Source organism: Amycolatopsis sp. CA-128772 (genome assembly GCF_002904295.1).
GTDB lineage: Bacteria > Actinomycetota > Actinomycetes > Mycobacteriales > Pseudonocardiaceae > Amycolatopsis.
This window is the reverse complement of sequence record NZ_PPHG01000025.1, coordinates 301,378-325,779: the sequence shown is the minus strand read 5'-3', so window position 1 is coordinate 325,779 and position 24,402 is coordinate 301,378. Positions and strand designations below refer to the sequence as shown.

Sequence of the window (24,402 nt, the reverse complement as noted above, 5' to 3'; positions counted from 1 at the left end):
TGATGGTGGGCACGACCCCGCCTCGGACCACGGGGTCCTGGCGACTCGGTCCGGGCTCGCGGTGGAACCGACATACCGGCTGGGCGTACCTCTGACGTCGGTGAGCCCGACGTGGACAGCAGTAAAGCGAGCGCGTTCGGCTGTGTCAACAGGTCTTGCGGACGTACCCGCTCGTGCCCTGGGGCACCACGTACAGGTCACGGCGGACCATGCTGATCTTGGTCTTCCACTCCGGGCAGCCCTTGCTCATCCCCGAAGCGGTGTACTCGACGTCGACGACCCGGTTGTCGAAGGGGCCGGCGTAGTCGGCGCACTCCTCGTACTCGCCGCATTCTTCGGTGACGGCGAAGTCGAGGCCGTTGGCGACCCGGTTGCCGGCCAGCTCGGGCGTGTTCTTCTGCGCGATGGCCAGGTTCTTGCCGTGGGCGCGGGCGGACAGGAGCTTGATGTACTCCTGCGCGTGTGTGGTGGTGAGCAGGTTCCTGGACCGGCTGTAGCTGTCGTAGTTGTCCGGCTCGATCGCCTGGTACCCCTTCGACGCGCAGGTGTCGATCCAGCTCCCGACCTGGGCGGCGACCCGGGCGCGCTTGTCGGCGGTCCGCAGGTCGAGCAGGGTTTCCTGCCAGTCCGGGTCGACGACCTTGGTGCCGTTCGCGTCGCGGAGCAGCAGGTCGCTCGGCCACTCGCCGTCCGCGCCCTTCTGGGCCTGGAAAGCGTTGAGGTAGCAGATGTTGTACTTGCCGCTCGCCGGGGCCGCGGAGACGTCGCGGCTGACGATCTGCACGCCCGACGGCGGGGTATAGGCGCCGCCGATCTGGTAGTCGAACCCGGCGGCCTGCGGGGGCAGGGTGACCGCCGCCGAGGCCGGCGCGGCGACCGCGGCCAGGGTGCCGACGGCCAGCGCGCCCGCCGCCGTGAAAGAAGCCAACCGCTTGCCGTGGATGGGGAGAGAACGCTTCATCCGGGCTCCATCATCGTCGGGGCTGTTGTCGGCGAAAGGTAGGCAGGACGGCCACCGCGGTCAACGAAACGCGCATTCGCGATGCGCGTTTCACCGCTCGACGGCGGCGGCGACCTCGACGACGGTGACCCGGACTCCGGCCCGGCGGATCGCCGCGACCGCGCCGGGCGCGGCCGAGGAGTCGGTGATGACCTCGTGGACGTCTTCGATTTCACCCATGCGGGCGAGGGTGGTCCGGCCGAGCTTGCTGCCGTCGGCCAGCACGACCACCCGCTGGGCGCGGCCGAGCATGGCGCGGTTGGTCCGGGCCTCGTTCTCGTCGTGGGTGGTGATGCCCGCCGTCGCGTCGATGCCGTCCACGCCGACGAACGCGGTGCCGACGCTGATCGAGGCCAGCACGTGCTCGGCCCAGGGGCCGACCAGCTCGTAGGACTGGGGCCGGGCGACACCGCCGACGACGACCAGCTTCAGCCGCGGGTGCAGGGCCAGGTCCATGGCGATGTTCAACGCGTTCGTGACCACCGTCAGGTCCGCGCGGCCGGGCAGTTCCTTGGCGAGCTCGCTCGTGGTGGAGCCGCCGGTCAGCGCGATCACGTGCGGCCCGGCCGGCAGCGTGCGGATCGCCGCGCGCACGATGGCGCGTTTGGCGTCCCGGGACCGGCCTTCCCGGTAGGGCGGCGGCACTTCGTTGGTGCGCCCGCGGGGCCGCGCGCCGCCGTGGGTGCGGGTCAGCAGGCGCTGTTCCTCCAGTTTGGCCAGATCGCGCCGGAGCGTGGCGGGGGAGACGCCGAGCCGGGCGCTGAGCTCGCCCACGTGCAGCTCGCCGGTGTCCGCGAGCACGCGCAGCAGCTCCGAGAGCCGTTCGGCCCGGGTGGTGCGCCGCTTCCGCGTGGACATGGGCCGAGCTTACGACAGCCGGCGAAACGCTCACTCCGGATGCGCACTTGGCCACCGGGCCTTGCCCGCTCGTGCGGCAGCGGGTGAACCTCCGGGAGTACGTCCCGGAAATTCGGAGGCAGCACCTATGCACAGCAGCGGGCGGTGGTCCGGCGACAGCCGGACCGCGCGGGAGATCGAGCAGCAGCCCGCCACCTGGACCCGGGTGGCGGAGGCGGTGCGGCGGGCCCGGCCGGACATCGAAAAGCTGGTCGGGCGGCCCGGCCGGCGGATCGTGCTCACCGGTGCGGGGACTTCGGCGTTCATCGGCGAGGTCGTGGCCCGCGATCTCGCGCGCCACCTCGGCCGGCCGGTCGAGGCCATCGCGACCACGGAGATCGTGGCCGACCCGCTCGCCGTGGTCGTGGACGACCGGCCGACCCTCCTGGTGTCGTTCGCGCGCAGTGGAAACAGCCCCGAGTCCGTCGCGGCGGCGGACCTGCTGAACGAGCTGACGCCCGGGCTGCGGCACCTGGTGATCACGTGCGACCCGGAAGGACAGCTCGCGCGGCGGTGGTCCGGCGCCGGGAACGCGGTCGTGCTGGCCCTGCCGGACGAGGTCAACGACCGCGGGTTCGCGATGACGTCGTCGTTCACCGGGATGGCACTGGCGGCCCTGCTCGCCTTCGGCGTGGAGGTCGACGTCGAGGCGCTGGCGCACGCGGGGTCCACTGTGCTCGGCGGCGCCGCGGAACACGCGACGGCGATTTCCGGCGCCAAGCCGGCCCGGCTGGTGTTCCTCGGTTCCGGGCCGCTTCGCGGGCTCGCGCGGGAGGCCGCGCTCAAGTGCCTCGAACTGACCCGGGGCGAGGTGGTCGGCCTCGCCGATTCCGCGCTGGGCTTCCGGCACGGGCCGAAGTCGGTGCTCGACGAACGCACCATCGCCGTGGTCTTCCGGTCCACCGATCCGCACGCGCGGCGCTACGACGGCGACATCGCGCGCGAGCTGGTGCAGTCCCTCGGCGCGGAGCGGGTGGTCGTGGTGGGCGGGGACGATCCCGGCGAGTTCGGCGGCGCACGAACGTGGCCGGTGCCCTCGCCCCCCGGCCTTCCCCTCGCCGGGTACGCGTTACTGGCCGTCATCGCGGCGCAGACCACGGCGCTCGCCTGCTCGCTCGCGCTGGGCGTGGCCCCGGACAACCCGTTCCCCGACGGGGAGGTGAACCGCGTCGTGCAGGGCGTGGTCATCCACGGCTTCGCCGCGCCGGAGGTGAGCTGAAATGTTCCTCGGTGTCGACGGCGGCGGGACGAAGACGGCGTTCTGCCTGATCGATCCCGGCGGCCGGGTCGTCGCGGAGGCCCGGACCGCGAGCGTGTACTACCTGATGGAAGGCATGCAGATCGTGGAACCCCTGCTGCGTCAGGGGATCGGCGAAGTGTGCGAGGCGGCGGGCATTCCGGTTTCGGACATCACCTACGCCTTCTTCGGCCTGCCTGCCTACGGGGAGATCAGTGCCGACGTGCCGGTGCTGGACGCGGTCCCCGCCCGGGTCCTCGGGACGCGGAACTACCGCTGCGGCAACGACATGATCTGCGGCTGGGCCGGATCGCTGGGGGCGATCGACGGCATCAACGTCGTCGCCGGCACCGGCTCGATCGCGTACGGCGAACACGACGGCAGGCAGTGGCGCGGGGGAGGCTGGAGCGAGCTCTTCGGCGACGAAGGCTCCGGCTACTGGGTTGCGATCCAGGGCCTGAACGCCTTCAGCCGCATGGTGGACGGGCGGCTGCCCGCCGGGCCGCTCGTCGAAGAGCTGCGTGCGGCGCTCGGCCTCACCGTCGACTTCGACGCGATCGACGTCGTCGTGAACCGGTGGCACGGCGACCGCGGCCGGATCGCGGGCCTGAGCAAGGTCGTGACCCGGGCCGCCGAGGCCGGCGACGCGGTCGCGACCGGGGTGCTGCGGGAAGCCGGGCGGGAGCTCGCGCTGCTCGTGGACGTCGGCCGGTCCGCGCTCGGGTTCGAGACCGCACAACGGGTTCCGCTGTCGTACTCCGGCGGCGTGTTCGGGTCGGCGCACGTGCTGGCGTCGTTCCGCGACGCGCTCGCCCTGGCGTACGACCTGCGCGAACCGCTGCTGGAACCGCACATCGGTGCCGCGCTCTACGCGGCGCGCCTGCACGGACACCCGTTGCGGGCCGAGCAAGTCCACTCGACCGCGTCCCTGCCGCACTGAGGAGCCCGAGATGACCGGATCAGGTGTGCCCACCCGCGGGTGGATCCCGTACGCGGGGCTGCTGGTGGTGTTCTGGGGTGTGTGGGGCGCCATTTCCAGCCTGCCCACGAAACTGTACGCCTACCCCGACCCAATGGTGTACGTCGTCTGGGCGCTCACCATGCTCGTGCCCGCGTGGTTCTCCCTGCGCGGCAGGAAGTTCGACCGCGGCCGGGTCGCCGCCGGGTACGGGCTGGCGATCGGGCTCACCGGTGCCGGTGGGCAGCTGCTGCTGTTCAAGGCCCTCACGATCGGCCCGGCCTACGTGATCTTCCCGATCGTCGCGCTTTCGCCCGCGGTCACGGTGCTGCTGGCGTTCGTCGCGTTGCGGGAACGGCTCGGCGGGTGGTCGTGGGCCGGCGTGCTGCTCGCGCTCGTCGCCGTCGTCCTGTTCTCGGTGTCCACAGGGGACAGTGGGACCAGCGGCTGGCTCTACCTCGCGCTGGCCGTTCTCGTCTGTGTGGCGTGGGGCGTCCAGGCGTTCTTCATGCGCAAGGCCGCGCTCGCCGGGGTGGACGACGCTTCGACGTTCGGCTGGATGACCGTCAGCGGGCTGCTGCTGATCCCGGTCGCCGTGCTGATGACGGGCGGGCTGCCGCTGGGCTTCCCGTGGCAGGCGCCCGCGCTCACCGCGGGCACCCAGCTGCTCAACGCGGTCGGCGCGCTGTTCCTCGTGATGGCGATGAGCCGCGGCAAGGCGTCGATCGTGGCGCCGGTGACCAACGCGCTCGCGCCCGTGTTGACCATCGTCCTGTCGCTGTTGTTCTTCGGCGCCGCACCCACCGGCTTCCAGCTCGCGGGCATCGTGCTGGCGCTGGCCGGCTCGACCCTGATGGTGTACCGCGCGGAACGGACCGCCGAACCGGTCCTGGACAGCGCGGCGCCGTGAACCGCCGGATCATCACGGTCACCCTCAACCCCGCCGTCGACGTGACCTACCGGGTGGACGCGCTGCGCCCGGGCGGGACCACCCGGGTCCCGGACGTCCGGTCCCGCGCCGGCGGCAAGGGCGTCAACGTCGCCGCGGTGGTTCGCGCACTGGGTGGCGAGAGCCTCGTGCTGGCGCTGACGACGACCCGGGCACCCGACGAGTTCCGGACCGGGCTGGCGGAGCTGGGCCTCGCGCACCGGCTCGTCCCGGCCCTGCCCGCGGTGCGGCGCACCGTGGCGGTGGTGACTCCGGCCGACGGGACGACGATGCTGCAGGAGAACGGTTTTCCGGCCGGCGAGACGGCGGAAGACGATATCTTCGCCGCTCTTCGCGCCGAGCTGCCGGCCGGTGCCGTCGTGATCTCCGGCAGCGTGCCCGAGGGGCTGGAGGCCGACGTCCCGGCGAAGCTGGCCCGGCTGTGCGTCCGGCAGGGCGTGCCGGTCATCGCCGACGTCTCCGGCGCCGCCCTCCGCGAGGCCGCCGCGAGCGGCGCGGTGCTGATGCCGAACGAGGACGAGCTGGCGGAGCTGGCCGGGTCCGACGCCGGTCCGGACCTCGTGGCCGCGGGAGCACCCGCGGTGGTGGCCACCTTGGGCGCCGAGGGTGCGATCGCCGTCACCGCCCAGGGCAGCTGGCGCGCCCGGCCCGCCGAAGTCGTCACCGGCAATTCGGCCGGGGCCGGAGACGCGGGTGCCGCGGCGCTGGCCATGCACCTGACGGCGCCCGAAGTGGACTGGCCGGCCGCGCTCGCGGACGTCGTCGCCACGTCGGCTGCCGCGGTGCTGCGGCCGGTCGCCGGCGAGATCGACGTCGCGGCCAGGGACCGGTGGATTCGTGACGTGAAGGTGGAAAGGATCCGATGAACTGGGCTGCCTTGCTGGACGACCTGCGCGCGCAGCGGCGCGCGATCGGGGCGTTCAACGCGATCCTGATCGAGCACGCCGAGGCCGTCGTGGCCGGCGCGGAGCTCTGCGGGCTCCCGGTGGTCCTGCAGATCTCGCAGAACGCCGTCCGCTACCACGGTTCGCTCGCGCCGTTCGCGCTCGCCTGCCTGCGGCTGGCCGAGACCGCGACCGTGCCCGTCCTGGTCCACCTCGACCACATCGAGGACGAGGAGCTGATCCGGGAGGGCCTGGACCTGGGCATCACGTCGGTCATGTTCGACGCCGCGGCGTTGCCCTACGCCGAGAACGTGACCCGGACGAAGGCGGTCGTCGAACGCTGCCACGCGGCGGGGTGCCGCGTCGAGGCGGAGCTCGGCGAGATCGGCGGCAAGGACGGCGCCCACGCCCCCGGTGTCCGCACGGACCCGGCGGAGGCCCGCGAGTTCGTCGCGGCGACGGGCGTGGACTCGCTCGCGGTGGCCGTCGGCTCCTCGCACGCCATGGCCGACCGCAGCGCGGTGCTCGACGAATCGCTGATCGCCGCGCTCGCCGGGAGCGTCCCGGTGCCGCTGGTGCTGCACGGCTCCTCCGGCGTCCCGGACGAGGGCCTGCGCGGGGCGGTGGCGAGCGGCATCGTCAAGGTCAACATCGGCACGCGGCTGAACCAGGTGCTCACGGCCTCGGTGCGCTCGGCCCTCGGAGAGCACGGGACCGTCACGGACCCTCGCCGCTACCTGGCTCCCGGCCGGGACGCGGTCCGGGACGAGGTGGCCCGGCTGCTCACCCTGCTCGCGAAGTAGGACCCCTCCGACCTGCGCGAACCTGCTATATCGCGGTGGTATACACCCTGCGTATACACCTTTGGTATAGTGATCCTCAGCCCCGGGATGCCGGGGTCGAGGAGGGATCAGGGGATGTCGATTTCGCATACCTTGCTCGGGTTGCTCGAGGCCGGGCCGCGGCACGGTTACGACCTGAAACGGGCCTACGACGAGCAGTTCGGGCAGGACCGCCCGCTGGCTTACGGCCAGGTCTATTCGACGCTGTCGCGGCTGCTCCGCCACGGCATGGTCGAGGTCGCCGGCGTCGAGAGCGGGGAAGGGCCGGAGCGCAAGCGCTACACGATCACCGACGCCGGGGTCACCGATGTCGAGACGTGGCTGCGCACGCCGGAAAGCCCGCAGCCGTACCTGCAGAACACGCTCTACACGAAGGTGGTGCTGGCTCTGCTGTCCGGGCGCAGCGCCGCCGACGTGCTCGAGGTCCAGCGCGGCGAGCACCTGAACGCGATGCGGGCCCTCACCCGGCGCAAAACCGGGGGCGACCTCGCCGATCAGCTGATCTGCGATCACGCGCTCTTCCACCTCGAGGCGGACCTGCGGTGGCTGGAGCTCACCGCCGCGCGCCTCGGCGAGCTCGGAAAGGCGGTGCGCTGATGACCGGAACGCCGTTGCTCGTCGGCCGGGGACTGCACAAGTCGTTCGGCCCGACGCGGGCGCTCGACGGGGCGGGGCTGTCCGTCTCGGCGGGGGAGGTGCTCGCGATCATGGGCTCGTCCGGATCGGGGAAGTCGACGCTGCTGCACTGCCTCGCCGGCATCATCCGGCCGGACGCCGGCACGATCAGCTACCGCGGTGCCGACCTCGCCGGGATGGACGACAAGGGGCGCAGTGCGCTGCGGCGCACCGACTTCGGCTTCGTGTTCCAGTTCGGCCAGCTCGTCCCCGAGCTGTCGTGCCTGGAAAACGTCGCCCTTCCGCTGCGGCTGACCGGGTCCCGGCGGAAGCAGGCCGAGGCCAGGGCGGCCGACTGGCTCGCCCGGCTGGAGGTCGGCGAGCTGGCGAAACGCCGGCCCGGCGATGTGTCCGGCGGGCAGGCGCAGCGGGTGGCGGTGGCGCGGGCGCTGGTGACGGGACCGAAAGTGGTCTTCGCCGACGAACCGACCGGTGCGCTCGACTCGCTCAACGGCGAGAAGGTCATGCAGCTGCTCACCCAGGCGGCGCGGGAGTCGCACGCCGCGGTGGTGCTGGTGACCCACGAGCCGCGGGTGGCCGCCTACTCGGATCGCGAAGTCACGGTGCTCGACGGGCGCACCCTGGACCGGGAGCCGGCCGCATGATGCGGGACCTGGCGCTGGGCCTCCGGCTGGCCGTCGGGGGCGGCCGGATGTCCGGTGCGGCGCTGCTGCGCCTGGCGATGACCGCGTTCGGGATCGCGCTCGCGGTCGCCGTGCTGCTGCCCGCCGCGGCGGTGCAGCACCTGGTCGGCGCGCAGGCGGAGCGGGCGGCGGCGATCAAGCCGGTCACCGAGCCGCGCGCGGGCGTCGCGCCGCTGCTGACCTACAACTGGTTCCCGACGATCGGCGAGGACCTCGTCAAGGTCACCGCGGTCGCGGCGACCGGCCCGGGCTCGCCGGTGCCGCCGGGCGTCGACCGGCTGCCCGCGCCGGGCGAGCTGCTCGTGTCCCCGGAGCTGGCCGCGAGGCTGGCGTCGGCCGGCGGCGGTTCGCTGCAGGCCCAGCTGCCGGGACACGTGGCCGGCCGGATCTCGCGGGACGGCGTTGCCGGCGCCGGCGATCTGACCGCGTACTACGGGGTGACCGCCGCGCAGATCCAGGCCGAAGGCACCGAGGGCAACGTGGTCTACGCGTTCGGCAGGTCCGGCGCCGGAGCCGGGCAGCCGGTGGCGGTGCTGGTCTTCGTCCTGCCGATCGCGGCGGTGCTGCTGCTGCCGCTGCTGATCTTCGTGACCACCGCGTCGCGGATGGGGGCGGCGCAGCGGGAACGCCGGCTCGCCGCGTTGCGGCTGATCGGGCTCGACGCCCGGCAGGTCAAGCGGGTCGCGGCGGCGGAGTCGCTGGTCGGGGCGGGTATCGGGCTCGCGGCGGGCATCGGGTTCTTCGCCGTGCTGCGCACGTTCGTCGCGGACATCCTGCCGTTCGGCCTGCGGATCTTCCCGGAGGACTTCGTGCCGCCGTGGCCGCTGGTCGTGGTGATCGTGCTGCTGGTACCCGGGCTCGCGGTCGGCTCGGCGCTGTTCGGGCTGCGCCGGACGATCGTGGAACCGCTCGGCGTGGTCCGTCAGGGCAAGCCGGTGCGGCGGCGGACGTGGTGGCGCTGGGCGATCACCGCGATCGGGGTGCTGCTGCTGGCCGTGACCCTGGCCTTCGAGCGGGGCGACGGCGACGCCACCGCGGGGCTGGTGCTCACGGCGGGCAGCGTGTTCCTGCTGGTGGGTGTCACGACGCTGCTGCCGTGGCTGGTCGAGTGGCTGGTGGCACGGCTGAACGGCGGGTCGCCGTCGTGGCAGCTGGCGGTCCGGCGGCTGCAGCTGGACAGCGGTACGGCCAGCCGCGTGGTGTCCGGCCTGGTCGTCGTGCTGGCCGGCATGATCCTGACCCAGGGGGTGGTCACCTCGCTCTCCGCCGGCAGCCGGCACTGGACACTCCCGGACGGCGTGGCCGTGGCGCCGGTGCGGGTGATGACGAACACCGCGCACGAGGCGGAGGTGACCCGGCTGGCGGGGGCGGTGCCCGGGGCGACCGGGACGCACCTGTCCCGGACCATCGGGTTCCGGTCCGGGACAGGTGAGAGCTACGGCGTGGTCGGCGACTGCGTGGCGCTCGGGGTGGAGGCGAACATCGGCGACTGCGCCGACGGTGACGTCTTCTACGTCGTGTCGTCGCCGGGGGTGGCGGCGCCGGCGGGACAGGTGCACCTGCAGAGCTTCTCCCACGGCCGGGCGGTGGACGGTCCGGAGTGGACGCTGCCCGCCGGCATCAAGGTGGTGCGGGAGGACAGCCCGGTGGCCACGTCCGAGGGACGGCTGCTCGCCACGCCGGGCGCGCTCGGCGGGCTCCCGCTCCCGGGCTCGTCGGTCGCGGTCTACGTGTCGGGCACCGGCGATCCGCAGGCCCTGACCGACAACGTCGCGCGGGCCCTCCGGCCGTTCGCCTGGAACGCCACCATCGTCGAGAGCGACTACCTCGACGACTTCCGCGCCGAGGACGACCGGATGGTGCGGAGCTTCCGCTCGGTGCTGATCACCGCGTCGCTGTTCGTGCTGGCGGTGGCCGCGATGAGCCTGCTGATGCTGTCGATCGAGCAGACCAGCGAACGGCGGCGACCTCTCGCCGCGCTGTCCGCGGCCGGCGTGCCGATCGGGGTGCTGGCTCGCGGGGCGCTGTGGCAGACGGCGATCCCGGTGGTGGTCGGCGTGGTGCTGGCGGTCGCGGCGGGGCTCGGGCTGACCGCGCCGATGCTGCGGCTGGCGGACCGGCCGATGATCATCGACGTCCCGGTGCTGCTCGCACTGGCGGGGACCACGGTGGTGGCGGTCCTGCTGGTGACCGTGCTGACGATGCCGTTGCTGAGGCAGGTGACCCGGTTGGACACGTTGCGCTCGGAATGAGCCGGCGCGGCACCCGGCGGCCGCCGAGCTGGGTTGGCATGGCTGACTCCTGGTGAGTCGGCCCCTGAGCGGGTGGCGGCGCCACGCAGAGGTGCGAGCTGGAACCGGTTCCGAGGATCCGCCGGGAGGGTCGGATCTGTCAAGGGTTGACAGGTCGGGCACGGTGGTATGAACCTTTTCACCGATCGTTCCCGCCGGCCCGCAAGGGCATCCGCCCGGCACTCAGGGACGAGCCGGCCCCGTCGTCGCCTGACCGGCGGCGGGTCCGCCCGTGTCCCCAGCCAGGAGGAACCATGTTCACGAACGCCCCGCCGCGGCGCCGTCGCCGCGGACCCGCCGCCCGCTTGACGACCTTGGCGACGGCCCTCGCGGTCGCCGCGCTCGGCTTCGCCGTCCCGTCGGCGAACGCCGCCGACACGCTGATCTCCCAGGGGAAAGCCGCCACCGCGTCGTCGGTGGAGAACGCCGGCACCCCCGCGGCCGCCGCGGTGGACGGGAACACCGGCACCCGCTGGTCGTCGCAGTTCAGCGACCCGCAGTGGCTCCAGGTCGACCTGGGCGGCGCGGCCACCGTCAGCCAGGTCGTGCTGCGCTGGGAAGCCGCCTACGCCACGGCCTACCAGATCCAGTTGTCCGCCAACGGTTCCAGCTGGTCCACTGTGTACCAGACGACGACGGGAACCGGCGGCACGCAGACGCTGAACGTGACCGGTTCCGGCCGGTACGTGCGGTTGGCCACGACCGCGCGGGCCACCCCCTACGGCGTCTCGCTCTGGGAGTTCCAGGTCTACGGCACCGGCGGCGGAACGACACCGCCCGGCGCGGGCACGCCGCCCGACTCGTTCTGGGGTGACACGAGCACCATCCCGGCCGCGCGGAACGTGCTCACGGTGAAGGTGCTCAACCGGACCAACGGCAAGTACCCGGACAGCCAGGTGTACTGGAACTTCGGCGGCCAGACCCACTCGATCGCCGAGCAGCCCTACATCGACATGCCGGCGAACTCGGCCGGGCGGATGTACTTCTACCTCGGCACGCCGAACGGCCAGTACGCCGACTTCATCGAGTTCACCGTCGGCCCGGACGTGTTCAACGGCAACACCACCCGGGTCGACGCGTTCGCGCTGAAGCTGGCCATGCGGCTGCACGCGCACGACGGCTACGACGTGCAGGTCGGCGACGACTACCCGACGTTCCAGGAGGACCGCTCGGCCACGTTCGCCAAGTTCCAGGCCGAGGTGCCGGCCGAGTTCAAGGGCCTGGCGACGGTGAACGCGCCGTACCGGATCCCGGCCCCGGGCAGCGCCCCGGACTTCCGCGCCGGCGGCAAGTACGCGAACTACTTCACCTCCTACGCCCAGTCGGTGGGGGTCAACGAGCCCACGTCGAACATCACCGGCTGCGCGGGCTCACTGGCCGGCAACCCCGACATGTGCGCGGCCCTGAACCGGCACACGGCCCACCTGCCGCAGTCCCAGTGGCAGGATCCCGCGCGCTACTACCAGGCGGCCCCGGCGAACTACTACGCGAAGTTCTGGCACGACCACGGCATCAACCACCTCGCGTACGGCTTCCCGTACGACGACGTGGCCGGCCAGTCCTCGTTCGTCTCCCACGGAGACCCGCAGTGGCTGGTGGTCGCCGTCGGCTGGTGACCGGCGTGGGGCGGCTCCGGTTCGGACGACCGGGGCCGCCCTACTCGAACACCCCGTAGCCCGCCACCGCGTGCGCCCGGACGCCGTCCATGTCGAGCTCCACCCCGATGCCGGGTGTGTCCGGCAGCGTGATGTAGCCGTCCTTCACGATCGAGCCGCTTCCGTCGGGGGCGTGGACGTAGCTGTCCCACACCGCTCGTTCCTCCAAGGCGTGCCACTCCTGGACGAAGAAGTTGGGGATCGCCGCGCACTGGTGTGACGTCGCCATCGTGCCCAGCGGGGTCGACACCAGGTGCGGGGCGAACGGGATGTAGTGCAGCTCCGCGAGGTTGGCGATCTTCTTGGCCTCGGCCAGCCCGCCGCACTTCGGCACGTCCGGCTCGATGACGTCCACCGCCCCGCGTTCGAGCAGCTCGCGGAATCCCCAGCGCAGGTACAGGTTTTCCCCCGCGCAGATCGGGGTCCGGGTCTGCGCGCGCACCCGTACCAGCGCGTCGACGTTCTCCGCCGGCAGCGGCTCCTCCAGCCACATCAGCCGGAACGGCTCGAGCTCCCACGAGATCCGGCACGCGCTCGGCACGTCGTAGCGGGCGTGCAGGTCGATGGCCAGGTCGAGGTCCGGTCCGATCGCCTCCCGCACGGCGGCCACGCGCGCCACCATCGACCGCAGCTCGGCCGTGTTGACCGTGTGGTTGAACGCGTCGAACTTGGCCGGGTGGCCTAGGTCGTCGATGTCGAACTTCAAGGCGGTGAACCCCTCGGCGACCATCCGCTGCGCCCGGTCGACGCAGCCGGCGACCGAGCCCGCCGGATCGTCGCCGTCGCCGCAGTCGGCGTAGAGGCGGATGCGGTCGCGGAACTTGCCGCCGAGCAGGCGGTGGACCGGCTGGCCCGCGGCCTTGCCCGCGAGGTCCCACAGCGCGAGTTCGATCCCGGACAGGGCGATCACGAACACCCCGCCCTGCGAGCCCGCGAACACGTTGCTGCGCCGCAGTTTCTCCCAGCACCGCTCGACGTTGCGCGGGTCCTCGCCGATCAGGAGGGGGGTCAGGGCGCCGATCATCCCGACGACGGCGCCCGCGCCCGCGTCGGGGTTGGCCTCGCCGAACCCGCTGAGGCCCTCGTCGGTGTCGATCCGCACCAGCGTGGCCTGACCGTGGTAGGCGACCACCGCCGTCGTGACGTTCACGATCCGCATTGCTCTCCCGTTCGCCGGGTGGTGCGTATGAACGGACTAATGCGACGTCCAACTTGTCCGATAAGCTGATGACATGCCAAGGAGACAAGAGTCTCCGGACGCTGTCAAGGTCCGGACCCTCCCGGTGCAGGTGGCCGCCCACCTGACCCGGCGGATCGTCAGCGGCGAAATCGACGAGGGCCGGGCGCCGTCGGAACTCGAGATCACGCAGGAGTTCGGCGTCTCCCGCGTCGTGGCGCGGGAAACGCTCAAGATCCTCGCCTCGCTCGACATCGTCGACGTCGCGCAGGGCCGCCGCGTCGTCGTGCGCCCCCGCGCGGAATGGGACTACCTGAGCCCGTTGCTGATCGAGTGGCTGCCCACGGAGATCGTCGACGAGCTCCTGCAGGAGCTGCACCGGACGCGGGTGCTGCTCGAACCCGAACTGGCCGCGATGGCCGCGGCCGGCGCGACCGGGGAAACGCTCGGCCGGCTCAAGGACGAGATCGACCGGATGGCGGCGCTCGAGGCGGATCCCGACGCCTACCTCGAAGTCGACCACGAATTCCACATGGAGATCTGCCGGGCGGCGAACAACCGCATCCTGGACCGGATCATGTACTCCGCGCGCTGGCTCGGCACGGCCAGCCGGCGCGTCACCAACGAGGCGCCGGCCGGGCTGCACCGCGCCACCGCCGAGCACACCGAGATCTACGAGGCGCTCGTGGCGCGCGATCCGGAAGCGGCCCGCGCGGCCATGCGCCGGCACCTGAACAACAACTTCTCCACGCTCCTCTCGGAGAAGGAACAGCGAAGCAAGCGGGCCGGCCGGCGGCGTTAGCCCGCCCGGACGGCGCTCGACCCACGCACCAGCAGTTCCGCACCACTCAGCGCATGAACGACCCGCAGCGCGGCGCTTGCTTCGCTGTCCCGCCGGTTGCACCGTCGCCCCGTCGGTACGCGTCCGCCCGATCGGACGCGAGAGGAGTTGTCATGGAACAGAAATCCGATCTGTCGAGACGCACCTTCCTCGGGGTGAGCGCGCTGGGCGTGCTCGGCCTCGCCGGGTGCGCCAGCGGCCCCGCCCCCGCGCCCCAGGTCGACGTCCAGGTGCCCCAGCCGCTGCTCGACCAGGCCGCCGCGCTGCGCGGCGGGTCGGTGGGGATGCTGTCGCAGAAGCTGTACTCGGAGGCGGCCAACAAGGCGCTCGACAAGTCCCTGCAGGTCTTCGCCCAGGCCACCGGCACCACGATCCGCAACGACCTGGTCTCCGGCGACGCCGGTGACATGGTCGCGAAGATGGACGCCGAGGTGAAGGCGGGCACCAACCGCGACCTGGCCTTCCTGAGCGACCGGCGGTTCGTCGGCCAGCTCCACAACCTCGGCGCCCTCACCGACGTCACCGACGTGGTCACGGAAATGCGGGCGCTCTACGGGGATCCCGCGACCGAGGCGAACGACTACTGCGTGTTCGACGGGCGCTGGTTCGCGATCCCGTACCACTTCATCGCGTCCGGGATGTACCTGCGCAAGGACTGGTACCAGGAAAAGGGGCTCCCGCTCAAGCCTCACTACACGTGGGAAGAGCTGCGCGACAACGCATTGGCGGTCTCCGACCCGGCGAAGCGGCGCTTCGGCTGGGGGCTCACGGTGAACCGCTCCGGCGACGCCAACGGCTTCATCCAGAACGTCATCAACACCTACGGCGGGGCGATCGCGGACAACACCGGCACGAAGGTGGTGTTCAACTCGCCGGAAACCGTCGCCGCCGTCACGTTCATCGGCGACATCTACACGAACCCGAAGTACGCGCCGATGCTGCCACCCGGGATCGGGAGCTGGACCGACTCGAGCAACAACGAGAACTGGCTGGCCCAGATCCTGGGGCTGACGCTCAACCAGTTCAGCGTCTACGCCGACTCGAAGACCAAGAAGAACCCGGTGTACGCCAACACCCACGTGTTCAACGGCGCCACCGGCCCGGCGATCGACCAGCCGCTCGCCTTCGGTGAGTCCAACTCGTTCGTCGTGTTCAAGGGGGCGAAGAACCCCGGCCTGGCCAAGCTGGTGGCGAAGTTCATGGCCGGCGGCAGCGCGCTGCTCGGGGTCGCGAAAGAGGCACCGTGCCTGGTCAACCCGTCGTGGAGCAAGGTGTGGGACGCCGACCCGTACTACACGAGCGGTGACCCGGCCTTTCCCGCGCTGCGCGAGCAGACCCGCGCGCAGCTGCCGGTGAAGACCAGGACCGGCTACGCGTTCCCGCAGGCCCCGAGCCCCGGCGAGCAGGCCGCCCTCGCCGCCTACCTGCTGACCGACATGATGCAGTCGGTCGTCCAGGGCACCAAGCCGGCCGACGCCGTGGCCGCGACCCACGCCCGGATCGTGCAGATCTTCGAGCAGCAGGGCTACCGGCAGTGACCATCCTGCGTCCGAAGAGGACACTACCGGCGCCGGCCGGCCCGGCGCCGGCCGTGTCGTCCTCGCTCACGCCGGTGCAGCGGCGGCTCGGGCGCGACTGGCGTCTCGCCGCGGTGTTCATCGGACCGACGCTGGTGCTGGTCGCCGGCCTGATCCTGGTCCCCATCGTCGGCTCGATCTTCACCAGCGCAACGGAACGCCACGGCGCCGATACGGTCTTCGTGGGGCTGGACAACTACACCGCACTCGTCGACGACGCCATGTTCCACCAGGGCGTGCTCAACTCGTTCGTCTTCACCGCGTACGCCGAAATCTTCAAGGTGACCTTCGGCCTCATCGCGGCGTTGATCCTGCACCACATGCGCCGCGGCCGAGCGCTCATCGCCGGGGTCATCCTGTTGCCGTGGGTGATCCCGACGGTCGTCACGGGCTTCACCTGGCGGTCGCTGCTCGACCCGATCTTCGGCAGCGTCAACGTCCTGCTCACCGAGTCCGGGATCGGGCCCGGCCTCGCCGCGATCGGGCTCGTCGACAAGTGGCCGGCGGAATGGCTGTCCGATCCCGCGCTCGCGATGCCCGCGGTCATCCTGGTCAACGTCTGGAAGGGCATCCCGTTCTTCACGGTGACGTTCCTCGCCGGGCTCAAGGCCATCGACAGCAATCTCCACGAGGCGGCGATGGTGGACGGCGCCTCGCCGTGGCAGCGCTTCGTGCACATCACGCTGCCAGGGCTGCGGCCCGTGATGATCGTGACGGTGCTGCTGTCGTCGATCTGGACGTTCAACAACTTCGACCTGATCTGGCTGCTGACGCAGGGCGGCCCGGGGGACGCCACCGCCCCGTACGTGATGGTGGCCTACTCCAAGGCCATCCAGCAGCTGCAGCTGGGCGCGGGCGCCGCGGTCACGTTGGTGATGCTGCCGGTCATCGCCATCCTCGTGGTGATCCTCGTGCGGATGATGCGCCGGGGCGACCGGCCGGGCGCGGCCGACCTGGGGCGTCGGCGGCTGACGCCCGCTCAGCGCCGGGCGCTGCCGTGGGTGATCGTCGCGGCCTCGGTGCTCGTGCTGGTCTGGGCGTCGCCGCACATCGTGTGGAAGGCCGCGCTCGTACTGGGCGTGTTCGTGGTGCTCGCGGCCGTCGTCGGCCGGGTGGTCTCCGCGTTCGCCGCGCGCGGCAACCGGCTGGCGGCCCGCGTGGTCACCGGTACCGGCGGCGGGATCGCGCTCGTGGGCTTGCTGAGCTTCGTGCTCGCCCCGCTGTACTGGATGACGGTGACGGCCTTCAAGTCCGACGACCAGATCGTCGCGCGCACCGACGACCTCTGGCCGGCCCCGTGGACCACCGAGCAGTTCACCAACCTGTTCACCGGGGCGTTCGGCACCTGGTACGTCAACACGATCCTGGTTTCGGTCGCGTCGACCGTGATCGCCCTGGTCTGCGCGGCGCTGGCGGGCTATGCGCTGGCCCGGCTGAAGTTCCGGGGTTCGGAGAGCTTCACGGTGACGATCCTGCTCACCTACGTGATGCCGGGCGCGCTGCTGTTCATCCCGCTGTACCAGCTGATGAGCGGGATCGGGCTCAACGACTCGCTGTGGTCGCTGGTGCTCGCCTACCCGACGTTCACCCTGCCGTTCGCGACGTGGCTGCTCGTCGGCTACTTCAAGTCGATCCCGGCCGACCTCGAAGAAGCCGCGCTGGTCGACGGCTGTACGCGGTTCGGGGCGTTTCGCCGGATCGTGCTGCCGCTGGCCAAGCCGGGCCTGCTCGCGGTCGCGCTGTTCACCCTCACCAACGCGTGGAACGAGTTCCTGTTCGCCTTCGTGTTCATCACCAAGAACGAGAACAAGACCCTGCCGGTCGGCATGCAGTCGATGATCTTCGGCGACGTCGTGCCGCAGGGGCAGCTGGCCGCGGCCTCGCTGCTGGTCAGCATCCCGGTCGTGCTCATGTACGGGTTCGGGCAGCGGTTCCTGACCGAGGGGCTCACCGCCGGAGCCGTGAAGGGATGAGCGGGATCACCGAGGAGCACGTCGCGACGGCGTCCCGGCCGAGCGACCTGCGCATCACCGACCTGCGGGTGGCGAACGTGACGGGCGTGCCGTTCCGTTCGTCGATCATCCGGATCGACACCAATCAGGGACTGGCCGGGTACGGGGAGGTGCGCGACCAGGCCAGCGCCACCTACGCGCTGATGCTCAAGAGCAGGCTCGTCGGCGAAAACCCGTGCAACGTCGACAAGATCTTCCGCAAGATCAAGCAGTTCGGGCACCACGGCCGGCAGGGCGGCGGGGTGTCCGGCGTCGAGATGGCGCTGATGGACCTGGCCGGCAAGGCGTACGGCGTACCCGCGTACGCGCTGATCGGCGGCCGGTTCCGGGACGAGATCCGCTGCTACGCGGACACCCCGTCCCTGCCGGACCCGCACGAGATGGGCGCGCGGCTGCTGGAGCGCCGGCAGCGCGGGTTCACGATGCTGAAGATGGACGTCGGCATCGACCTGCTGTGGGACGTGCCGGGCGCGCTGATCGCGCCACCGGGGGCCCGCGCGGACGTCACGACCATGCACCCGTTCACCGGCATCCAGGTCACCGCGCGGGGCATCGACCACCTGGTGTCCTATGTGGACATAGTCCGGTCGGTCGTCGGCTACGACGTGGCGCTCGCCGCCGACCACTTCGGCCACATCGCCCTCGATTCGGGCATCCGGATCGGCCGTGCGCTGGAGCCGTTCACCCTGGCCTGGATCGAGGACCTGATCCCGTGGCAGCTGACCGGCCAGTGGCGCCGGCTCACCGCGGCCGTCGCCGTCCCGACGTGCACGGGCGAGGACATCTACCTCCTCGAGGGCTTCCGGCCGCTGCTGGACGCCGGCGCCATCCGCATCGTGCACCCGGACCCGGCGACCGCGGGCGGCATCGCGGAGACCAAGCGGCTCGGCGACTACGCGCAGGAGCGCGGCATCGCGATGGCGCTGCACCTGGCGGCGTCACCGATCGCGACGATGGCGTGCGTCCACCTGGCCGCGGCCACGGAGAACTTCCTCGCCCTCGAACACCACGCGGCCGACGTGGAGTTCTGGAGCGACCTGGTCACCGGCCTGCCCCGCCCCCTGATCCGCAACGGCCAGATCACGGTGCCGGACACCCCGGGCCTGGGCTTCGGCGACCTCGACGAAGAGCAGCTGCGCCGCCACCTCGACCCGCGCGACCCGGTGTTCTTCGCCGAAACAACCCACTGGGACAAGGAGTCCAGCCACGACCGGCTGTGGAGCTAGGCGCGGCCCTGTTCGGCGCGCCACCGCTCGTACTCCGGCCGGGCCTCGTCCGACAGGGGGTAGTAGCGTCGCAGGTCGCCGCCCTCGGCGAGGCGGATGCGGGAGAACTCCTCCCACTCCGCGTGTTCCTGGGCCGACGCCACCAGGGCGGGGGCGAGCTTGACCGGTACCACGACCGCCCCGTCGTCGTCGGCCACGACGATGTCGCCCGGCTCGACCAGCGTGCCGCCGCAGGCCACCGGCACGTTGACCGCCGCGGGGACGATGCCGGTCTGGGCGTGGAAGTTCGGCGTGGCGCCCCGGATCCAGATACCCAGGCCGAGCCGCTTGGCCTCGCCGGTGTCGCGCAGGCACCCGTCGATCACCACGCCGGCGCCGCCGCGGCCCTTGAAGTAGGTCAGCATCATCTCGCCGAACACGCCGCTGCTCATGTCACCCCGCGCGTCGACGACGATCATGTCGCCGGGCTGCGCGTGGTACATGACGTGCCGGTGCAGCTGCTTCTCCGGTTCCTCGTACTCCTCGACGGGGTAGAGGTCCTCTCGTTTGGGCAGGAACTGCAGCGTCAACGCCGGACCGGCCACGCGCACGCCGGGGGTCACCGAAACCGGGCCGCGGATGAACGCGCTGCGGATGCCCATGCGGCTGAGCTCGCCGCTGGCGGTCGCGCTGCCGATGGCCGCGAGGGCCGCACTCAGTTCGGCAGGCGGGCGGACGATATCGTGCGTCTCCACCACGTCGGTGAGCTCCCTCGGGTCTGCGCTGACGTAACTGTCGAAGATCCCGAGCGTAACCCGTGAACGCGCTTTCGCGAAGAGAAGTGTGTTCACCGCAGCGATCGTCGCGGCGGCGACGCCGAGCACGGCCAGCGCGCCTCGGAGGCCGCCGGCGCCGGTGCTGATCGCGGCGAGGGCCAGCGGGCAGGCGAGCCGGGCGAGGCGCAGAACGTACTCGCCCACATCCGATTCCCCGGCCGACTGGTTCCGGAAAGCTGTGGCGTCCGGATCCACATCGAGGGCATCGGCGAGATCATCATGAACAACCGGTTCGAGGGTGTGTTCGATGTAGAGCGCATCCACTGGCAACGTCGCCCGGTTCAGCGTGTAGGGCGGCTGCCGTGCGGCGAGCACCTGACCCGCGAGCAAAGGACTGCAGGGCTTCCGCTCGACGGGGACAGCTTGCCGGGGCGGTTGTCTATTCGCCTAGGGTGCCGGCTGCTCGTGGTGAGCGACATGGTACCCAACGGAACCCGATCGGCGCCGACATCCCGTCGACGGGGGAACCGGCCGGTTATGCGGTTCCCTCCACCGCCGGTTCCCGCTCGAGGTCGGTGTCCAGTGCGTGGAACACCGCCGGGCGGCGGGTGCGCAGCCAGGTGGCGACGAGCAACCCCGCCACCGCGACCGCCAGCAGCAGCCACGGCAGCTGCGGCACGACGCCGTTGCTGGAACCCGCCAACGTCGGGAAGTTGGCGATCGCCAGCGTCACGATCACCCCGAGGCCCGCCGCGCCCAGGCCGGGGGCGATCAGGGTCCGCACCAGGCGGGCGTCGCGGGTGCGTCGGAAGTGGACCAGGATCGCCACCGCCGCGAGCAGCTGGAGGGCGAGGATGCCGAGGGTGCCGAAGCCGGTCATGCTGGCCGTGAGGTCGGCGACCGGGTCGAGGCCGGCCAGCCGGAACACCAGTACCACCACCGAACCGAAAGTCAGCTGCACCATGGCGGCGTACTGGGGTGCGCCGTTGCGGGGGCGGGTGCGGCCCAGCCGGCGCGGCAGGACGCCGACCCGGCCGAGGGCGTAGAGGTAGCGGGTGGCCGAGTTGTGCAGGGCCAGCAGGGCCGCGAACAGGCTGACCACGAGCAGCAGCATCATCACCTTGGTCAACGCGCCGCCGAGGTAGTCCTGCGACACCGAGAACACCAGGTCGCCGGTGGACAGGTGGGCGGTGGCGACGTCCTGGGCCTGCGCGACCCCGATCGCCGTCACCACGGCCCAGGTGGTGAAGGCGGCGAACACCCCGATGAAACCGATGGCGATGTAGGTCGCCCGCGGGATCGTCCGCTTCGGGTTCTTCGCTTCCTCGCCGAACAGGGCGGTCGCTTCGAACCCGATGAAGGCGTTGGCCGCGAACAGCAACGCGAGCCCACCCGCGCCCTGGAGCATCACGGACGGGTGGAAGACGTCGAACGAGAAGCCGTGCCGGAACAGCACGCTGAAGTCCATGATCAGCAGGATGGACACCTCGAGGACCAGGGAGACGCCGAGCACCTTCGCGCTGACGTCGATGCCGCGCCGGCTGAGCAGGAAGACCAGCACGACGGAGATTGCGCTCCAGACGACCCAGTCGACGTCCGGCCCGAAGACGTCCTTGAGCACGGTGCCGGTGAAGAACCCGCTCGTGCCGATGGCACCGGCGACGAAGCAGTTGTAGCCGAGCATGGCGACGAACCCGGCGACCAGGCCCATGGTCTTGCCGAGCCCCTTGACGACGAAGGCGTAGAAGCCGCCGGCGCTGGTCAGCACCTTGGACATCTGCGCGTAGCCGACCGCGAACAGCAGCAGCACGACGGTCGCCAGGATGAAGGCGGCGACCATCCCGCCACCGTTGCCGACGGCGATCCCGATGGCCGCGATCACGACCATGCCGGTCAGCGGCGCGACCGCGGCCAGCACCAGGAAGACGATGCCGGGCACCCCGAGCACGTTCCCGGCGAGTGCGGTGCTGTCCTGCGCGGGACTCGGTCGGCTCATCGCTGCTCCTTGGTTCGCAGGACCGCCTGGGTCGGCCTGGACCGGAAGTATGAGAGCCCCCGCGCCACCGGGCTTGCCTTTGCGCGCGCCGTGCTTGTCCCTCCGCGACGGATCGGTCCGTCACGCCCCGGGCGGCTCGATCCCCAGGTGCTCGCGCAGCGTCGCCCCGGTGTACTCGGTGCGGAACGAGCCGCGCTCCTGCAGCAGGGGCACCACCTTGTCGGCGAACTCGTCGAGCCCGCCGGGCGTCACGTGCGGGACGAGGATGAACCCGTCGCTCGCGTCGGCCTGGACCAGGTCGTCGATCGCCGCCGCCACGGTGGCCGGGGCGCCGATGAACGTCTGGCGGCCGGTGACCTCGATGATCAAGTCGCGGGTGGACAGGCTCTTCGCCTCCGCCAGCTGCCGCCACTCGCGGGCCGTGGCGACCGGGTCGCGGTACATGCGGACGCTGGCGCGGCCGGGGGCGATCGTCGACTCGCCGACCACCGGGTCCGTCGACGGGAGCGGGCCGTCGGGGTCGTGGCCGGACAGGTCGGTGTTCCACACCTGCTCGAGGAACCTGATCGCGGTCTGCGCGCTGACCTGCTGACGGCGGACCACGTGGGCGCGCTCGTGGGCGTCGGCGTCGGTGTCGCCGAGCACGAACGTCGCCGCGGGCAGGATCACCAGCTGCTCCGGCGTGCGGCCGTACTTCGCCAGCCGGCCCTTCACGTCGGCGTAGAACGCCTGCCCGGCTTCGAGGGTGCCGTAGCGGCTGAAGATCGCGTCGGCCGTCGCCGCGGCGAACTCGCGGCCCTCGTCGGAGTCGCCGGCCTGGATGATCACCGGACGGCCCTGGGGGCTGCGCGGCACCGGGAACCGGCCTTCGATGTCGAAGTGCGAGTCGTGGTGGGCGAACGCGCCCGCCTCCGGGTCGCGCAGGAACACCCCGCGGCCGGCGTCCGCGGCGATTTCGTCGCCGCGCCAGGAGTCGAACAGCTCCCAGGCGGTGCGCAGGAACGTCTCCGCGCGCTCGTAGCGCTGGTCCTGGGGGAGGAACCCGCCCCGGCGGAAGTTCTCGCCGGTGAAGGCGTCCCACGACGTGACGACGTTCCACGCGGCGCGCCCGGCGGAGAGGTGGTCCAGCGAAGCGAACTGCCGGGCCACCTCGAAGGGCTCGTTGAACGTCGAATTGATCGTGCCCGCGAGGCCGAGCCGGTCGGTGACCGCGGCCAGGGCGGACAGCACCGTGAAGGTGTCCGGCCGGCCGACGACGTCGAGGTCGTAGATCTGCCCGTTCTGCTCGCGCAGGCGCAGGCCCTCGGCGAGGAAGAAGAAGTCGAACTTCGCGCGCTCGGCGGTCTGCGCGAGCTTGACGAACGAGCTGAACTCGATGTGGCTGCCGGCTTCGGGGTCGCTCCACACGGTCGTGTTGTTGACGCCGGGGAAGTGCGCCGCGAGGTGGATCTGCTTCCGGGACATTGCGGGCCTCCTCAGACGCCGGCGTAGCGGTTGGCGGGGCGGGCGAGGCCGAGCAGGCCGCGCAGGGTGTCCGCCTCGTACTCGGTGCGGAAGGCGCCGCGCGAGCGCAGTTCGGGGACCAGGCCGCGGGTGACGGCGGTCAGGTCGTGCGGGACCGCGCCCGGCCGCAGCCGGAAGCCGGACAGCCCGGCGGTGTGCCAGTCGAGCAGCAGGTCGGCGAGCCCGGCCGGGGTGCCGGTGAAGACGTGCGCGTCGGACGCGTACTCCGCGCCCGCGAGGTCGTCGAGCCGGGCCTTGCGGTCCGCCGCGGCGCGCTCGGTGTCGCCGAGGAACACGACGACGTCACCGAAGACGTGCAGGGTTTCGGCGCCGCGCCCGGCCCGGTCCTGTTCGTCGCGGACGGCGGCGACGATCGCGCCGGCCTGCGCGCGGTCGAAGGGCGTCACGTAGACGACGTCGGCGGAGCGGGCGGCGAGCCGGTACGGGATGGCGGCGTGGGCCAGCGCGGTGACCGGCGGCTGGCCCTGCGGCGGCCGCGGGGTGATCGACGGGCCCTTGACCGAGAACCAGCGGCCCTCGAAGTCGATGTAGTGCAGCTTGTCCCGGTCGACGAACCGGCCGGTGGCGACGTCGCGGATTTCGGCGTCGTCCTCCCAGCTGTCCCAGAGCCGGCGCAGCACCTCGACGTAGTCGGCGGCCTCGTCGAAGAGGTCGGCCAGCGGGCTGGGTTTGCCCGGCTCGGCGGAGTCCTCCAGGCGGAACTCGCCGAATTCGCGGCGCCCGAAGTGCCGGTTGTCGTCGGCGCGCCCGGCGACCTGCACGCGCACGCCGGCGCGGCCGGTGCTGACGTAGTCGAGGGTGGCGATGGCCTTCGACAGGTGGAACGGCTCGGTGTGGGTGACCACCGCGGTCGGCACGAGCCCGATGTGCGAGGTCAGCGGGGCGACGCGGGCGGCGATGAGCACGGCGTCGAGGCGGCCCTGGACGATGTCGGTCCGCTCGCCGGGCCGGTCGAGGTAGCTCACGGTCTGCAGGGCCAGCGAGTCTTCGAGGGTGACGAAGTCCAGCTTGCCGGCCTCGGCTTCGCGGACCACGTCGGTCCAGTAGCCGGCGGTGAGCAGCTCGCGGGGCCGGGCGCCGGGTTCGCGCCAGGCGGCGGGGTGCCACCCCGCTCCGTCCAGCGCGACGGCGATCCGCGGTCCGGTTCCTGAGGGCATCCCGGCGGTTCCTTCCTGCTCGGCGTCGTCCGTAGTGTGCGCCGGATTCCGCGTCCCGGGCGGGCGTGGCCAACTGCTGGGACGGCCGCCGGTCACGGGAATAAA

General features: G+C 71.6%; 20 protein-coding genes. 13 read left to right on the top strand and 7 right to left on the bottom strand.

The annotated features are described in order from the left end of the window. Nucleotides 1–145: 145 nt before the first annotated feature. Together C2L59_RS11520 and C2L59_RS11515 are read right to left on the bottom strand one after the other, a co-directional pair. Complete coding sequence (locus C2L59_RS11520) at nucleotides 146–961, bottom strand: endo alpha-1,4 polygalactosaminidase (protein ID WP_103349516.1); 816 nt, start codon at nucleotides 959–961, stop codon at nucleotides 146–148. Nucleotides 962–1,051: 90 nt separating this feature from the next. Beyond that, nucleotides 1,052–1,858 carry a DeoR/GlpR family DNA-binding transcription regulator gene (locus C2L59_RS11515; RefSeq protein ID WP_103349515.1) on the bottom strand — a complete coding sequence of 269 codons (807 nt, stop codon included), beginning with the start codon at nucleotides 1,856–1,858 and terminating at the stop codon, nucleotides 1,052–1,054. A 127-nt stretch (nucleotides 1,859–1,985) separates the two neighbouring features. On the opposite strand from C2L59_RS11515, the gene C2L59_RS11510 reads away from it, so the two are divergent. The 9 genes from C2L59_RS11510 to C2L59_RS50300 all read left to right on the top strand — a co-directional run bounded on the left by C2L59_RS11510 (nucleotide 1,986) and on the right by C2L59_RS50300 (nucleotide 11,993). After that, nucleotides 1,986–3,116, top strand: a complete 1,131-nt coding sequence (locus tag C2L59_RS11510; RefSeq protein WP_103349514.1) for an SIS domain-containing protein — start codon at nucleotides 1,986–1,988, stop codon at nucleotides 3,114–3,116. 1 nt (nucleotide 3,117) lies between these two features. Continuing rightward, the gene (locus C2L59_RS11505; protein WP_103349513.1) at nucleotides 3,118–4,074 is read left to right on the top strand and encodes an N-acetylglucosamine kinase; all 957 of its coding nucleotides are present in this window, start codon (nucleotides 3,118–3,120) and stop codon (nucleotides 4,072–4,074) included. Nucleotides 4,075–4,084: 10 nt separating this feature from the next. Beyond that, nucleotides 4,085–5,002 carry a DMT family transporter gene (locus tag C2L59_RS11500; RefSeq protein ID WP_103349512.1) on the top strand — a complete coding sequence of 306 codons (918 nt, stop codon included), beginning with the start codon at nucleotides 4,085–4,087 and terminating at the stop codon, nucleotides 5,000–5,002. After that, the gene (locus C2L59_RS11495; protein WP_103349511.1) at nucleotides 4,999–5,907 is read left to right on the top strand and encodes a 1-phosphofructokinase family hexose kinase; all 909 of its coding nucleotides are present in this window, start codon (nucleotides 4,999–5,001) and stop codon (nucleotides 5,905–5,907) included. Before C2L59_RS11500 ends, C2L59_RS11495 begins: the two co-directional genes overlap by 4 nt. Further along, a complete protein-coding gene (locus C2L59_RS11490; protein ID WP_103349510.1) occupies nucleotides 5,904–6,728 on the top strand; it encodes a class II fructose-bisphosphate aldolase in 825 nt (274 codons plus the stop codon). The genes C2L59_RS11495 and C2L59_RS11490 overlap by 4 nt, the downstream gene beginning before the upstream one ends. A 114-nt stretch (nucleotides 6,729–6,842) precedes the next feature. Then, complete coding sequence (locus tag C2L59_RS11485) at nucleotides 6,843–7,364, top strand: PadR family transcriptional regulator (protein ID WP_103349509.1); 522 nt, start codon at nucleotides 6,843–6,845, stop codon at nucleotides 7,362–7,364. Then, nucleotides 7,364–8,047, top strand: coding sequence for an ABC transporter ATP-binding protein (locus C2L59_RS11480; protein ID WP_103349508.1), 684 nt, complete (start codon nucleotides 7,364–7,366; stop codon nucleotides 8,045–8,047). Before C2L59_RS11485 ends, C2L59_RS11480 begins: the two co-directional genes overlap by 1 nt. Continuing rightward, nucleotides 8,044–10,338, top strand: coding sequence for an FtsX-like permease family protein (locus tag C2L59_RS11475; protein WP_103349507.1), 2,295 nt, complete (start codon nucleotides 8,044–8,046; stop codon nucleotides 10,336–10,338). The genes C2L59_RS11480 and C2L59_RS11475 overlap by 4 nt, the downstream gene beginning before the upstream one ends. A 293-nt stretch (nucleotides 10,339–10,631) precedes the next feature. Next, nucleotides 10,632–11,993 carry a beta-1,3-glucanase family protein gene (locus tag C2L59_RS50300; protein WP_103349506.1) on the top strand — a complete coding sequence of 454 codons (1,362 nt, stop codon included), beginning with the start codon at nucleotides 10,632–10,634 and terminating at the stop codon, nucleotides 11,991–11,993. Nucleotides 11,994–12,033: 40 nt separating this feature from the next. Here the strand turns inward: C2L59_RS50300 and C2L59_RS11465 are convergent, their stop codons facing one another. Next, complete coding sequence (locus tag C2L59_RS11465) at nucleotides 12,034–13,191, bottom strand: mandelate racemase/muconate lactonizing enzyme family protein (protein ID WP_103349505.1); 1,158 nt, start codon at nucleotides 13,189–13,191, stop codon at nucleotides 12,034–12,036. Between the two features lie 73 nt (nucleotides 13,192–13,264). Here C2L59_RS11465 and C2L59_RS11460 point away from each other — a divergent pair, with 73 nt between their 5' ends. The 4 genes from C2L59_RS11460 to C2L59_RS11445 all read left to right on the top strand — a co-directional run bounded on the left by C2L59_RS11460 (nucleotide 13,265) and on the right by C2L59_RS11445 (nucleotide 18,865). Beyond that, complete coding sequence (locus tag C2L59_RS11460) at nucleotides 13,265–14,011, top strand: FadR/GntR family transcriptional regulator (protein WP_233223418.1); 747 nt, start codon at nucleotides 13,265–13,267, stop codon at nucleotides 14,009–14,011. Nucleotides 14,012–14,163: 152 nt separating this feature from the next. After that, nucleotides 14,164–15,588, top strand: a complete 1,425-nt coding sequence (locus C2L59_RS11455; RefSeq protein ID WP_103349503.1) for an ABC transporter substrate-binding protein — start codon at nucleotides 14,164–14,166, stop codon at nucleotides 15,586–15,588. After that, complete coding sequence (locus C2L59_RS11450) at nucleotides 15,585–17,600, top strand: ABC transporter permease subunit (RefSeq protein WP_103349502.1); 2,016 nt, start codon at nucleotides 15,585–15,587, stop codon at nucleotides 17,598–17,600. Before C2L59_RS11455 ends, C2L59_RS11450 begins: the two co-directional genes overlap by 4 nt. Then, nucleotides 17,597–18,865, top strand: coding sequence for a mandelate racemase/muconate lactonizing enzyme family protein (locus C2L59_RS11445; RefSeq protein ID WP_103349501.1), 1,269 nt, complete (start codon nucleotides 17,597–17,599; stop codon nucleotides 18,863–18,865). The genes C2L59_RS11450 and C2L59_RS11445 overlap by 4 nt, the downstream gene beginning before the upstream one ends. On the opposite strand, the gene C2L59_RS11440 is transcribed toward C2L59_RS11445, so the two are convergent. The 4 genes from C2L59_RS11440 to C2L59_RS11425 all read right to left on the bottom strand — a co-directional run bounded on the left by C2L59_RS11440 (nucleotide 18,862) and on the right by C2L59_RS11425 (nucleotide 24,297). Beyond that, nucleotides 18,862–19,824 carry a ribonuclease activity regulator RraA gene (locus C2L59_RS11440; protein WP_233223417.1) on the bottom strand — a complete coding sequence of 321 codons (963 nt, stop codon included), beginning with the start codon at nucleotides 19,822–19,824 and terminating at the stop codon, nucleotides 18,862–18,864. The two genes, C2L59_RS11445 and C2L59_RS11440, sit on opposite strands and share 4 nt — an antisense overlap. 331 nt (nucleotides 19,825–20,155) lie before the next feature. Continuing rightward, a complete protein-coding gene (locus C2L59_RS11435) occupies nucleotides 20,156–21,616 on the bottom strand; it encodes an APC family permease (RefSeq protein WP_103349500.1) in 1,461 nt (486 codons plus the stop codon). A gap of 120 nt (nucleotides 21,617–21,736) precedes the next feature. After that, the gene (locus C2L59_RS11430; protein WP_103349499.1) at nucleotides 21,737–23,080 is read right to left on the bottom strand and encodes an NtaA/DmoA family FMN-dependent monooxygenase; all 1,344 of its coding nucleotides are present in this window, start codon (nucleotides 23,078–23,080) and stop codon (nucleotides 21,737–21,739) included. An 11-nt stretch (nucleotides 23,081–23,091) separates the two neighbouring features. Beyond that, nucleotides 23,092–24,297 carry an LLM class flavin-dependent oxidoreductase gene (locus tag C2L59_RS11425; RefSeq protein WP_103349498.1) on the bottom strand — a complete coding sequence of 402 codons (1,206 nt, stop codon included), beginning with the start codon at nucleotides 24,295–24,297 and terminating at the stop codon, nucleotides 23,092–23,094. Nucleotides 24,298–24,402 lie beyond the last annotated feature (105 nt).